At 69.0% G+C, this 11,859-nt stretch carries 13 protein-coding genes; 5 read left to right on the top strand and 8 right to left on the bottom strand.

Annotated elements, in window-relative coordinates; all coding sequences use genetic code 11:
* Positions 1–11: 11 nt before the first annotated feature.
* From Ssi02_RS34920 to Ssi02_RS34930, 3 genes are read right to left on the bottom strand one after another with little or no spacing between them, the layout of a single operon-like run.
* On the bottom strand, positions 12–851 hold the full coding sequence (locus Ssi02_RS34920; RefSeq protein WP_204032107.1) for an alpha/beta fold hydrolase: 840 nt from the start codon (positions 849–851) through the stop codon (positions 12–14).
* Complete coding sequence (locus Ssi02_RS34925) at positions 848–1,795, bottom strand: DODA-type extradiol aromatic ring-opening family dioxygenase (protein WP_204032109.1); 948 nt, start codon at positions 1,793–1,795, stop codon at positions 848–850. The genes Ssi02_RS34920 and Ssi02_RS34925 overlap by 4 nt, the downstream gene beginning before the upstream one ends.
* 27 nt (positions 1,796–1,822) lie before the next feature.
* On the bottom strand, positions 1,823–3,022 hold the full coding sequence (locus Ssi02_RS34930; protein ID WP_204032112.1) for a Rieske 2Fe-2S domain-containing protein: 1,200 nt from the start codon (positions 3,020–3,022) through the stop codon (positions 1,823–1,825).
* 222 nt (positions 3,023–3,244) lie between these two features.
* Between Ssi02_RS34930 and Ssi02_RS34935 the strand changes: the two genes are divergently transcribed.
* Positions 3,245–4,414, top strand: coding sequence for an NAD(P)/FAD-dependent oxidoreductase (locus Ssi02_RS34935; protein ID WP_204032114.1), 1,170 nt, complete (start codon positions 3,245–3,247; stop codon positions 4,412–4,414).
* Positions 4,415–4,425: 11 nt separating this feature from the next.
* Positions 4,426–4,770, top strand: a complete 345-nt coding sequence (locus Ssi02_RS34940; RefSeq protein ID WP_204032116.1) for a ferredoxin family protein — start codon at positions 4,426–4,428, stop codon at positions 4,768–4,770.
* A gap of 12 nt (positions 4,771–4,782) precedes the next feature.
* On the opposite strand, the gene Ssi02_RS34945 is transcribed toward Ssi02_RS34940, so the two are convergent.
* From Ssi02_RS34945 to Ssi02_RS34965, 5 genes are all read right to left on the bottom strand, one after another.
* Positions 4,783–5,808, bottom strand: coding sequence for a LuxR C-terminal-related transcriptional regulator (locus Ssi02_RS34945; RefSeq protein WP_204032119.1), 1,026 nt, complete (start codon positions 5,806–5,808; stop codon positions 4,783–4,785).
* Positions 5,809–5,951: 143 nt separating this feature from the next.
* On the bottom strand, positions 5,952–6,461 hold the full coding sequence (locus Ssi02_RS34950; protein ID WP_204032121.1) for a flavin reductase family protein: 510 nt from the start codon (positions 6,459–6,461) through the stop codon (positions 5,952–5,954).
* Entirely contained in the window at positions 6,458–7,660 is a 1,203-nt protein-coding gene (locus Ssi02_RS34955; RefSeq protein WP_204032124.1) for an acyl-CoA dehydrogenase family protein, read from the bottom strand. Before Ssi02_RS34955 ends, Ssi02_RS34950 begins: the two co-directional genes overlap by 4 nt.
* 18 nt (positions 7,661–7,678) lie before the next feature.
* Positions 7,679–9,178: an aldehyde dehydrogenase family protein gene (locus Ssi02_RS34960; RefSeq protein WP_204032126.1), complete on the bottom strand. Its 1,500-nt coding sequence runs from the start codon at positions 9,176–9,178 to the stop codon at positions 7,679–7,681.
* 1 nt (position 9,179) lies between these two features.
* On the bottom strand, positions 9,180–9,572 hold the full coding sequence (locus tag Ssi02_RS34965) for a YybH family protein (protein ID WP_204032128.1): 393 nt from the start codon (positions 9,570–9,572) through the stop codon (positions 9,180–9,182).
* Between the two features lie 250 nt (positions 9,573–9,822).
* Between Ssi02_RS34965 and Ssi02_RS34970 the strand changes: the two genes are divergently transcribed.
* From Ssi02_RS34970 to Ssi02_RS34980, 3 genes are all read left to right on the top strand, one after another.
* Positions 9,823–10,368 carry an RNA polymerase sigma factor gene (locus Ssi02_RS34970; RefSeq protein ID WP_204032131.1) on the top strand — a complete coding sequence of 182 codons (546 nt, stop codon included), beginning with the start codon at positions 9,823–9,825 and terminating at the stop codon, positions 10,366–10,368.
* Positions 10,365–11,042 carry a hypothetical protein gene (locus Ssi02_RS34975; RefSeq protein WP_204032133.1) on the top strand — a complete coding sequence of 226 codons (678 nt, stop codon included), beginning with the start codon at positions 10,365–10,367 and terminating at the stop codon, positions 11,040–11,042. Before Ssi02_RS34970 ends, Ssi02_RS34975 begins: the two co-directional genes overlap by 4 nt.
* Before the next feature lie 103 nt (positions 11,043–11,145).
* The gene (locus Ssi02_RS34980) at positions 11,146–11,670 is read left to right on the top strand and encodes a hypothetical protein (protein WP_204032136.1); all 525 of its coding nucleotides are present in this window, start codon (positions 11,146–11,148) and stop codon (positions 11,668–11,670) included.
* Positions 11,671–11,859 lie beyond the last annotated feature (189 nt).

Consider the following 11,859-nt stretch of genomic DNA (forward strand, 5'->3'; position numbering starts at 1 on the left):
TCGAGAGAACGTCAGTGGTCGATGGAGCGCAAAAACCCGTCGACGACCGCGTGATAGGCGGCGGGCCGCTCCTCCTGCAGGTGGTGCGAGACGTGGTCCATGACGTGCAGGTTTCCGCGCTTGACCATCCGCGACAGCATGAGCGGATAGTCGGGGGTGAGAAAGGCGTCCTCCCGCCCCCACATGAAGAGCACCGGCGCTTCAATCAGCCCAAGCTCGTCAGTGAGGTCCTGCCAGTCGCCGCGCGGCGAGTCCGACATCGCGGCGAGCTCCCGCTCCCCCGGGTCGAGGCTCTGCCGCCAGCGCAGGTCGACGGTCTCCTCGGGGAGGCGGTCGGGGTCATACCACTCCAGCCGGGTGATCAGCTCCCGCATCTTCTCCCGGGTGGGCCCTTCGCCGCCGTAGTAGACGTCGCGGGCGGCACGGCCCCGGTGCCCGCGCTCGGGCAGGGGCGCCAGCGGCCCGTAAAAGACCGGCATGCTGCCGGTCACCACGAGGGAACGCACCCGCTCCGGATATCGGGCCGCGAGGCACAACGCGATGGTGCCGCCCCAGGAGTTGCAGATGAAGTCGGCGCGTTCCACGCCGAGGTTGTCCATGAGCGCGACCGTCTTGGCGGCGTGGAAGTCCCACATCGGCCCGCTGATGCGGCATTTGCTTGACTTGCCATATTGCAGGATGTCCACGAGGAGACAGCGCCGATCGGCGGAGAAGTACGGCACAGCCGGGCCGAAGTCACTCCACGCGGTGCAACCGGGGCCACCACCGTGCAGAAAGATCGTGTCGGGGCCCTCGCCCAGATCGTGGTAGTGGTAGACGACATCGTCGACATGGGCGAACCAGCTGGTCATCGGCCATCTCCTGAAGGATCGAGCACGGCCACACCCATTCCGGTGAGCCACTCGGGCATGGGGGCATAAGCGAGGGTTGTGCCCGGGACGAAGCCGAGGGCTGCCGCCATCACAAGCCAGGTGCGCAGTTCCTGACCGCCGTTGCCTGCCGCGGCCTCCAGCTCGTCTGCCGTCATCGCCGCGTAGCGCCGCAGATTGCCGTGTTCGAGGTCGTCGAGGAACATGCGATCGAACTCCGGGAAGATCGTCGCCTGAGCGGCCACGATGATCTCCCTGCGCCGCTTGTCGAAGCGCTCCCACTCGCCCCGCCCGTTGATCCAGGCGTCGACTAGAAAGGCCTCGTCGTCGCCGTGGGGATCCGTCCAGTCGCTGGGCCACGGGAGCTGGTGGGACAACCCGCCCGAGGCGATCACGACCACACGCCGGTCCCCCGCGGTCCGTTTGACGGCGGCGGCGAGGTTCTCGCCTAGTTCCACGCAGCGTGCCGGGGTGGGCAGCGGCCGGGCGAAGACGTTGACGACCAGGGGCACCACCGGCAGGTCCAGGCCGTCGAGCAGATATTGGATCGCGTGTGACTGCCCGTGATCGATCTGCAGCCGGGCCGAGATCGCCACCTCGGTGCCGGCCTCGACCAGGTCCGCCGCCAGGGCCTGCGCGAACGCCGGGTCGGTCCGCTGCGGCCCCTTAGGTGTGCCCGCCTCACCTGCGGCGTCGACCTCGCCGACGCCCACGGTGAAGGCGGGGATCAGGTCGAGCCAGAAGCCGCGGAAGTGGTTGGACCCGACGATCACCACGATGTCGGGGCGGGCGTCGGCGATGCGCTGCCGGGCGGTGCCGAGTGCGGCGCGGAAGGCCTCGGCGCGGTCGGTGTGCACGACCTGGTCCCAGTGGGTGTTCATCAGGGTTGAGTGGGACGCCCCCACCCCGAGCACGATGTCGGACATCGGATCGGCTCCGTTTCCTTGCGGGGCTCAGCGGGTGCCGGTGGGCTCGACGCCTTGGGCACGCAGCCGCTCCAGCCGCTCCTCGGTGGTGTCCTCGGCGAGCTTGCGCCATTGCAGGAGCGAGTCGTCGGGGCGGTAGAGCTTCTCCGGCGGCGCGTCGGTGACCTCGACCATCCATTTGTCCTGGCCGGAGAACTGGCCGTGGAAGAGCCACCGCACCGCGCCGAGGTATTTCAGGTAGAACGGCAGCGCCTTCATGCCTTTTCGGAAGTCAGCCAGCAGGCCGACATACAGGTGGTTGTCCGCGTCGGTCGGCACGTAGAACTCGTAGTGGATGAAGGTGGGATAGACGATCCGCAGGACACCCGGCATGCTGACGGAGGCGAAGCCGGGGAACTCCTGGGCCGCGATCGTCGGGTTGACCTTGCGGTGGGAAGAGGTGTTGCCGATGTTGCCGACCCGCTTCGGCGGACGCGCCTTGTACCACGCGGTCCCCGACCAGCGGCCGAGCCCCGGGAAGTCCGCCTCCCAGTACTGCTCCTGCTGCACCCGGTAAATCCAGCGACCGCGTTTCACGATTTTGGTGGAGTTCCAGACCGGCATCGGCTTGAACAGCCGCCACAACGACGTCCGGTGCAGATATTTGGCGTGCCCCTCGTCGTAGCCGTTCTCGCAGGCGAACCGCCAGTTGCCCGTGCGCGGCTGGATGCGCTGTCCCACGACGGCGGGGTTGCCGACCAGTTCCTCGGGCAGCTGCTCGTCGATCGGGTGCGGCCTCTCCCCGTCCCCGATGTAGACCCAGACCATGCCGAAGCGTTCCTCGACGTCGTAGGTCGGCTGTGTGACCTTGCCGCAGATCGGGGACCGCGGCCCGTCGGTGATCGCGGCCTTGAGGTCGCCGGTCTCCAAATCGAAGGTCCAGCCGTGGTAGACGCATGAGATCGTCCCGGGGAACTGCTTGTCGCCGTAGCTAAGCGGCACCCCCCGATGGGGGCACCGGTCCTTCATGCCGAAGACCTTGCCGCGGTCGCGGATGACGAACAGGCGCTCGCCGAGCAGGGTCACGGCGCGGGGCTTCTCCCCGACCTGCGAGGAGAAGCAGACGGGATACCAATAGCCCCGGAAGCCGGCGGCGGCGGCCTGGTAGTGCGGCCAGCTCGACCAGTCCTGGCGGCCCGGCAACGCCGGTTTGGCCCGGGCGGGCCGGGAGTTCACGGTCTCGGTCATGTCTGCTCCACAGGTCCTCGGCTCCGGCTGCGAAGAGCTCGCCTTATGCCGGTGCCGAGAGCAGACCACCCGGCGGGAAGGCCGGGCAAGGAGTGCGGTTCGCCTAGCGGAATGCACAGATTTCCGGCCTTGGTTCCGGTGAGCGGTCCTCAGCGGAAGACCGCACGGCACCGCCGTTCCTACATTCGACGGCGAACCCCCATCGCCTGAGGAGGCCCGCCCGTGGTGACCGTGACCGAGGCCGCATCCCAGGCCGTGCCCGAGACCGCATCCGAGACCAGGTCCGAGACCGAGGCCGCATCCCAGGCCATGCCCGAGACCGTGACCGAGACCAGGTCCGAGACCGTGACCGAATCCCAGGCCGTGCCCGAGACCGCACCCGGGACCGGGTCCAAGAGCAGGTCCGTGGCCGGGTCCAAGACCGTCCAGGCCGATGTCTTGATCGTCGGCGCCGGGCCGGCAGGCCTGTACGGCGCCTACTACGCCGGATTCCGCGGCCTCACCACCGTCGTCGTCGACGCCCTGCCCCAGGCCGGCGGCCAGGTGACGGCGCTGTATCCGGAAAAGGAGATCCGTGACGTCGCCGCCATCCCCGCGATCAGGGGCCGCGACTTCATCGCCGACCTCATGCGCCAGGCGTCGGTCTACGCACCGACATATCTCCTCGGCAGGCAGGCGGTCGCACTTGAGCACCGCGACGGCGAACCCGTCGTGACGCTCGACGACGGAACGATCGTCCACGCCCGCGCCGCCGTACTCACCTCCGGCATCGGCACGCCGACGCCGCGCCCTCTGGAGTGCGGCGAGGAGTGGCTGGGCAGGGGTCTGTCGTATTTCGTGATGGATCCCGCGGTGCACACCGGCCGGGACGTGGTCGTGGTGGGCGGCGGCGACAGCGCCCTGGACTGGGCGGACACACTCGAACCGATCGCGCGGTCGATCACCCTGGTGCACCGCAGGTCCGCCTTCCGCGGGCACGCGGCGACGCTCCAGCGTGTGCGAGCCGGGCGGACCAGGATTTGCACCGACACCCAGGTAATCGCCCTTGAAGGGGACGCCGGCCGCCTCCAGAAGGTGACCCTCCGCTCGAAATCAGGCGAGGAGACGGTCGTCGCGGCCGACCAGGTGATCGCCGCGCTCGGCTTCATCAGCGAACTCGGCCCGCTGCGGGACTGGGGCCTCGAACTCCGGGGCAGGTCCGTCGCCGTCGATCGGTCGATGCGCACAAATCTGCCCCGTGTGTACGCCGCGGGCGACCTCGCCGACTACGACGGCAAGGTGAGGTTGATGTCGGTCGGCTTCGGCGAGGTCGCGACCGCCGTGAACCACGTGGCGGTCGATCTCGACCCCGATCTTCCCCTCTTCCCCGGCCATTCCACCGACAGCCCCTGAAGGGACCTTCCATGACTTATGTGATCGGCGCCGACTGCATCGACGTCCTCGACCGCGCCTGTGTCGAGGTGTGCCCCGTCGACTGCATCTATGTGGGCGAGCGGAAAAGCTACATCAACGCCAACGAGTGCATCGACTGCGGCGCATGTGAGGTCGAATGCCCCGTCTCCGCGATCGCCGTGGATCGCGTCGCCCGCAAGGACACCATGTGGAGCGCCTTCCTCGCGGACTCCGACGCCTTCTTCCGTGAGTCACTGCCGGGCCGCGACGAGCCCCTCGGCGACCCGGGCGGCGCACGCAAGATCGGCGAGGTGGGAGCCGATACCCCTCTGGTCGCCGGCCATCCGGCCCTCTGACCACGGGGTCTTTCAGAACAGCAGCCGGTCGAGGAGTTCAGCGCGGGTGTGTACGCCGAGTTTGGCGTAGATCGACTTGAAATGGTGTTTGACCGTGTGCTGACTGATGAACAGCTCGGCGGCGATCTCGCCGTCGCGGCGACCGGTGAGCGCGCGGGTGGCGATCTCGATCTCGCGGGGGGTGAGCAGCGCCAGGCGGGCCGGGGCGATCGTGCGTGCCGCGTCGTCACGCACGACGATCACCGACACGATCACGTCCGTCTGGCTCGGCAGCCGTTGTGAGGTGACCGTGAGCTGGGCTCCCGCGGCGCCGGTCCAGGTGGCGACCACCCCGCCCTCGTCGCAGTCCAGCAGCCGCTCGACCTCCCGCCGGGCCTCCCCGAGCCGGTCGAACAGGGCTGCGGCGGGCGCGTTGAGGTGACGCCGCGCCTGCCCCAGATCGGTCAGCACCACCGGCGTGCCGCACCGGTCCAGCGCCTCGGCCAGCCGGCTGCGCTCACGCTCGACCGCGGCGCGTTCACGCACGGCGGGTACGGCGATGCCCAGCACCGTGGCCGCCATATGGGCCGCGGCGCGGTCCTCCTCGGTGAACTCGGGCTGCCCATCTCGCCTGGCCAGGTTCAACGTGCCGACCACCTCGGCGCCGACGACGATGGGGGCGCACAACACCCGGGCCATGGCATGCGGGGCGAACAGGTCGTGGACGACCGGGAGCTTCAGCCACTCCTCCCGCGACATCAGCGAGTCGCTGTCGCAGACCCTGCGGTCGCGCAGGGCGTGCTGGACGACGGGATCGCGGTCCCTGCCGTACCGCTCGTAGCTGCGCATGTAGTAGTTGCCCAGGCCGCGCACCTCAGCGGCGGCGGGGCGGCCGGTCGTATGGTCGTGCACATAGACACCGGCGGCGAAGGACTCGAGCCGGCTCGGCGCTTCGTCGAGGAAGCGGTTCAGCAGGCGTTCGACGGAGGATGAGGTGACCAGTTCGGCGACGAGCGTGGGCGGCAGCGACCGGACCGGATCGATGAGGGGGTTCCCCATGACGTGCTCCACTCTGGATGCGCTCGACCGGGCTGTGCCGTACCGAGGCGTCTGCCCAGACTAGCTCCGCCTTCACCATCCAGGAAGAAGGCGCAGAACGCCAAGCGCCGGGTCCGCTCAGCGGACCCGGCGCTTGATCAAGCTCATCCCGCCAGACGACCGCGGAGGAAGAGCAGCGGCTCGCGGGTCGGGTCGGACTCCAGCGACACCACCCGCCCGATGAGCATCCAGTGGGAGTTGTTGCGCAATGTCCCGGCGAGCTGGCATTCGAACCGGGCCGCGGTTCCGGTCAGCAGTGGAGCTCCGACCGCACCGGGCACGTGGTCCACGCATCCGAATTTATCCGGATCCTTCGTGGCGAACAGCCGGGCCGTGGACGCCTGATCGGCGGCGAGCACGTTCACGGCGAACACCCCGGATTGTTCGATCGCCGTCCACGTGCGCGACGTGGCCGCCAGGCAGACCAGCACCTGGGGCGGCTCCAGGGTGAGCGAGGTGAAGGCGTTGACGGTGATGCCGTACGGTGCCCCGTCGAGGACCGTGGTGACGACCACGACCCCGGTGGGGAACTGCGCGCACGCCTGCCGGAAGGCGTCGGGATCGGGCATCGGCGTCGGCTCCAGAGACGACACGCGCGTGGTGGTCCTGGTCATCGCAGTGCCGGCGCCTGGCCCGGATCGAGCCCCATCGAGATCAGACCGGCCATCTCCGCACACGCCAGGGCGTTGGGCGGCATGATCGGGCCGGTCATGGCGTCGCGCAGCATCAGCTCGTAACCCCGCTCGCGCATCAGCGACGAGAGCCCGCCCGCCGTCGTGCCCAGCGTGGTGATCGTGTGGATCACCGTGCCGACCATCAGCTTCGCCCGCAGGAACGCCGCACAGGTAGCGAGGCTGGGACCGCTGTTCTCGTCGGCCTCCCACGCCGCGTGGTACATCATCAGCCGGGCCGCTTCGACCTGGGCCGCGATGTGCCCCATGGCGGTGCTGATCGTCGGGTGGTAGCCCATCGGCTGGGTGTGCCCCTTCGCGACACGTGTGCCCAGGGCTCCCTGCAGCCACTCGGCCATCGCCTCGGCGACGCCCAGGTAGCAGCCGGTATATCCGCCCCAGGCGATGTGCGCCTGAGCCACGATCCAGTTGCCGAGGAAGTCGTCGAACTCACACAGGATGAGCTCTTCAGGGACGAAGGCGCCGCTGATCTGGACCTGGTTGCTGCGGGTCGACCGCATGCCCAGCGTGTCCCAGTTGTCGGTGACCTTGATCGCGCCCTCCTGGTCGGTCGGCATCAGGAAGCCGACGACGTGGGTGGGGTCCTCCGCCCAGTCCGGGTGGGCGAACATGAAGGCGTAGTCGCTGGCCTCCCACAGGGACGCGAACATCTTCATGCCGCTGACCTCAAGCCCGCCGGGCACCCGGCGCGCCGAGAGGCTCGGCATGTAGGTCGCCGGGAGCAGGCTCGACGCGGACGGCTCGGAGAGCGGCGCGCAGATCAGCGCGCCGTCCCGCACCACCAGATCGGCGACCCGCTTCTTGGCGTCGGCCGGCACGGCGTCGAGTGTGGCGATGATCCTGGTCGCCACGTAATGCATGTTGAAGCCCAGCGCGGTCGAGGCGTCGCCCTTGGAGAGCGCCTCCACCGTGGCGAGCCACTGCGTGGTCCGGGCGCCGAGACCGCCGAGGTCACGCGGGAGGGCTACGCCGTACAGCCCGGCCTCGCGCAGCTTCGCGAAGTTCTCGGTGGCGATGGTGCGGTCCCGGTCGTGGCCTGCGGCGTGCGGGGCGAACTCGGCGGCGAGCCGAGCCCCGAGGTCGGCCAGTTGCCGACTGTGTTCATCGAGTTCGAAGCGCATGGTGCACGTTCTTCCTGGTCAGGTCCACATTGGGGGACGCGTGGAGTCGAGGCTGGTGTGGACGACCTTGGTCGAGGTGTACTCGAGGAGGGTCTCGGTGGCGCCCTCGCGGCCGAAGCCGCTCGCCTTGACGCCGCCCTGCGGTTGTCCGAGGGGGGTCGCGAACCAGGTGTTGATCCAGACCATCCCGGAGTCGAGCCGGTCCGCGAGGCGGTAGGCCCGGCCGAGATCAGCGCTCCACACCCCGTTGGCCAGGCCGAACGCGACCCGGTTGACCCGCTCGGCCACCTCGTCCTCAGAGCTCCACGCCTCGACGGTGAGCACCGGGCCGAAGAACTCCTCGCATGAGGCGCTGGTCGTGCCCTCGGGGGAGGCCAGGACGGTGGGACGGTAGTAGTTCCCACCGGCCAGCTCGTCCGGCATCAGGGGCACCCGGCCGCCGGCCCGCAGCTCGGCGCCCTCGGACAGCGCGGTCTCGACGCGTGCGGCGACCGTGTCCCGGTGCCGTGCCGTCACCAGCGGGCCGAGCTGCGTCGCCGGATCGAGGGCGTCCCCCACAGTGATCGCATCCGCGCGTACGGTGACCCGCTCCAGCAGCTCGTCGTAGAGGTCACGGTGCACCATGAGGCGTGAGGAGGCGAAGCACACCTCGCCGTTGGCCGCGAAGATGCCGGTGAGCACGTCCTCGGTCACGGTGTCGAGGTCGGCGTCCGGGCACACCACCATGGCACCCTTGCCACCGAGCTCCATGAGGCTCGGGACCAGCCGGTCCGAGACGTCGCCGAGGATGCGGCGCCCGGTCTCGGTGCCCCCGGTAAAGCTCACCTTGGCCACCCCGGGGTGCGTCACCAGCGCGCGCCCGACGTCGTGGCCGAATCCGGTGACGACGTTGACGACGCCGGGCGGGAAAAGGCCCTGCACCAGACGGATGAACTCGACCGTGCTGACCGAGGCCAGCTCGGAAGGCTTCACCACGACGGTGTTGCCCGCCGCCAGCGCGGGCGCCAGCTTGTGCGCGACCGAGATCAGCGGCGAGTTCCACGGGACGATCGCGGCGACGACGCCGACCGGACGCGGGGTGGTGAAGACGTGGGCACCGGGGCCGCAGGGCACGGTCCTGCCGTGCAGGTCCCGGACGATACCGGAGAAGAAGCGGAAGATCTCCGCGGCCGTCGGCACATCGATCAGTCCGCCCTCGCGGATGGCTCTGCCGTTCTCGGTGGCGAGGAGAGCGGGCCACCGGCCCGCGTCCTGCGTCAGCCGGTCGGCCACGGCCCACAGCAGGGCCTGCCTGGTGTCGAGCGAGGTCTGCCGCCAGGTCTCGAACGCGGCCTGGGCCGCCGCGACCGCGCGGTCCACATCTCCGGTCGTGCCCTCCGCGACCTGTGCCCAGACCCGTCCGGTGCTGGGGTCGACCGCGGGGAAGGTGCGGTCGGCCTCAACCTCCCGGCCGCCGATCAGCAGCGGTTGCGGCGCGCTTAACGTGAGCCGCTCGGGCGCGGCTTGTGTCGCCGTCATGTCAGAAGCCGATGTGCTGGGAGTGGAAGGGGTTGTCGATGCGGATGCGCCAGGTGCCGTCGGCCTGGCGGCAGAAGACGTTGCTGTCGACGGCCCCCATCTCGATCGGCTGCCCGTCCGGGCCCGTCCCGGCCAGGTGCCACTTGAGCGCGACCAGCACGACGTCACCCGCCTCGACCCGGTGCAGCTCCTCGATCGTCAGGTGGGGTTTGGTGTCGATGAACTGCTGGATCGCCTCCCGCAGCGCGGGAATCCCGCGCACGGGCTCGGTGCCCGGCGCGGTCTGGAAGACGGTGTTCTCATCCCAGCAGGACATCGCCAGGTCGAGGTCGCCGGCGTTCATCGCCTCGACGAACAACTCGTTGAGCTCGGTGACACTGTTGCGCGAACCCATGGGTTGCTCCTCACAGTGGAAGGGCTGAAGGTCCCCCCAACGTAGGTTTGACCTGCTGAGAGCCACATCCCACCGGCACGGGGTTCACCCCGCATCCCCTGGACGGGGGATGTCCGGCTGGGCGACATCCACCCAGGTCACACGCGTATGGTGAGCCCCACTTCCCCTATACGGTGAAATTTCTGGAAACGCTTCGCGGCCCTCGATCCAAGTAGAGGCGTAAGGGCGGACGGCGAAGGGAGCGGCGCGGATGCGCCTCAACGAAGACCCCTCGGCATTGGAGGCCTTCTATCGCCGTCATGTCGACGCCGTCATGCGATTCGTGGTCCGGCGGGTGAGCGATCCTCACCTCGCCGCGGATCTGACCGCCGACGTCTTCCTGGCGGTCCTGGACTCCGCGCACACCTACGCTCCCGGCCGTGGCAGCGAGGTCGCGTGGTTGTACGGCATCGCCCGCAACGTAGTCTCCGGCCACCATCGCAAGTCGGCACTGGAGGCGCGCACCACGAGTCTTATCGCGGGGCGGCGCCTGATGGACGACGACGACCTGGTCCGGATGGAAGAGCGCATCGACGCCGAACGCCAGATGCGCGACGCCCAAAAAGCGCTGGCCGGACTGCCCGAAGGGGAACGCGCCGTGCTGGAACTCGTCGCGATCGACCAGCTCTCCGTCACGGAGGCCGCCGCGGCTCTGGGGATCCGCAAGGTCACCGCACGAGTCCGGCTGCACCGCGCCAGACGCGCCCTTGAGAACGCTGCTTCGCCCACGACCGCGTATATGGGAGCGCAGACATGAACACCAACTTCGAAGAGCGTCTGATCAGCGCGGTCATGGAAGAGCACGCCAGAAGGACCGCCGCGGGACACACCGCGCACCCGGGACCGGTACGGCACAGCCGAGTGAACCGCAGACTCACGAGGTGGTCAGCCGTGGCGGCGGGGGCGGCGGCGGTCACGATGACGGTCACCTTGTTCGGCGGCGGCGCCACATCGGCCTACGCGGTGACCACGGAGCCGGACGGATCGGTGCGGGTGCAGATCAACGAGTTCCGCGACTCCGCGGAACTCGAAGCCGAGCTGGCCGACGCCGGCGTCAAGGCCGTGATCGACTACCTGCCGGCGAACCAGACCTGCCAGCAGTCCCGCGGCGAGCAGGTAGCCAAGGGCGGGCAGATGAAGATCAGCACGAACAGCGACGGGCAGGGGATCGAGTTCGAGATCCCCAAGGGCCAGATCGGGGCGGGTGAGACGCTTGTCCTGGCGATCTCGGTCGACCCCGAGGGAGCGGTCAAGCCCCCCGTCGCGACCATCATGAAAATCATCAAGGGGCCGGTCGCACCCTGCGAGGCGACGGCGTTGCCCCTCCCCTCCGACAAGTCCACCGGATCCACCGACGGGGGCGGACCCGGACAGGGGAACGGTCCCAGTCTCGACTACCAGACCGAGGACCAACCCGCACAGCGGGACTAACGGGGGACGGCGGCTCGCCACGCTCGCGAGGCTGCCCCGGCATATCAACAATCCGGCCGGAGTGAGCTCTGGCATGCCCGGATTAACCACTCTGGGGAGAGAAATGAAGATCCGACTATTGCTAGCCACCTCGATCTCGGCGCTGGCGCTGACCGCGTGTGGCGCGACACCCGACGTCGTCAAGGTGGCCAGTGCGAGCGGCACCGCCGCTCCCGCGCCGATGGCCTCGTCGGCGGCACCGCCTGCCGACAAGAACGAAGCGGCACTCAAGTTCGCCGAATGCATGCGCGGTCAGGGCGTCGACATGCCCGACCCCGAGCCCAACAGCCCGATCACGATCCAGGAACGCGCCGGCGAGCGCGACAAGGTGAAGAAGGCGCAGGAGGCGTGCAAGCAGTTCCTCCAGGCCTCGGTCGGGGAGCAGGGGCAGCAGGCCGTCGACCCCAAGCAGCGCGACACGCTGCTCAAACTCGCGCGGTGCATGCGGGAGCAGGGCATCGAGATGCCTGACCCCGCCGCCGACGGCAAGGTCGAGATCAACATTCCACCGGGCACTCCCGAACAGAAGGTGAAGGAGGCCCACGAGGCCTGCCGGCAGCACTCCGCCGACCTGCCGCTCCAGCCGTGAGCAGGGTCTGAGCAGGGTCTCGGTGTTCCGCCGGCCTGCCGCTTCAGCCGTGAGCAGGGCATCGGCTCCCGTGGCTTCGCCGTACCCGCGGAATCTCAGCGCGGCTCTTTGACCATGGGATCACTCATCGCGCAATCCCCATTTTGGTGTCCGTGATCGCGAGTGATTTCACGACGGCGCATCTCTCGC

It is taken from the genome of Sinosporangium siamense, assembly GCF_016863435.1.
Taxonomy (GTDB): domain Bacteria; phylum Actinomycetota; class Actinomycetes; order Streptosporangiales; family Streptosporangiaceae; genus Sinosporangium; species Sinosporangium siamense.

Coding starts and splice junctions, on each gene's coding strand:
- Ssi02_RS34920 (WP_204032107.1), bottom strand. CDS start 851: ATGACCAGCTGGTTCGCCCATGTCGACGATGTCGTCTACCACTACCAC.
- Ssi02_RS34925 (WP_204032109.1), bottom strand. CDS start 1,795: ATGTCCGACATCGTGCTCGGGGTGGGGGCGTCCCACTCAACCCTGATG.
- Ssi02_RS34930 (WP_204032112.1), bottom strand. CDS start 3,022: ATGACCGAGACCGTGAACTCCCGGCCCGCCCGGGCCAAACCGGCGTTG.
- Ssi02_RS34940 (WP_204032116.1), top strand. CDS start 4,426: ATGACTTATGTGATCGGCGCCGACTGCATCGACGTCCTCGACCGCGCC.
- Ssi02_RS34945 (WP_204032119.1), bottom strand. CDS start 5,808: ATGGGGAACCCCCTCATCGATCCGGTCCGGTCGCTGCCGCCCACGCTC.
- Ssi02_RS34950 (WP_204032121.1), bottom strand. CDS start 6,461: ATGACCAGGACCACCACGCGCGTGTCGTCTCTGGAGCCGACGCCGATG.
- Ssi02_RS34955 (WP_204032124.1), bottom strand. CDS start 7,660: ATGCGCTTCGAACTCGATGAACACAGTCGGCAACTGGCCGACCTCGGG.
- Ssi02_RS34960 (WP_204032126.1), bottom strand. CDS start 9,178: ATGACGGCGACACAAGCCGCGCCCGAGCGGCTCACGTTAAGCGCGCCG.
- Ssi02_RS34965 (WP_204032128.1), bottom strand. CDS start 9,572: ATGGGTTCGCGCAACAGTGTCACCGAGCTCAACGAGTTGTTCGTCGAG.
- Ssi02_RS34970 (WP_204032131.1), top strand. CDS start 9,823: ATGCGCCTCAACGAAGACCCCTCGGCATTGGAGGCCTTCTATCGCCGT.
- Ssi02_RS34975 (WP_204032133.1), top strand. CDS start 10,365: ATGAACACCAACTTCGAAGAGCGTCTGATCAGCGCGGTCATGGAAGAG.
- Ssi02_RS34980 (WP_204032136.1), top strand. CDS start 11,146: ATGAAGATCCGACTATTGCTAGCCACCTCGATCTCGGCGCTGGCGCTG.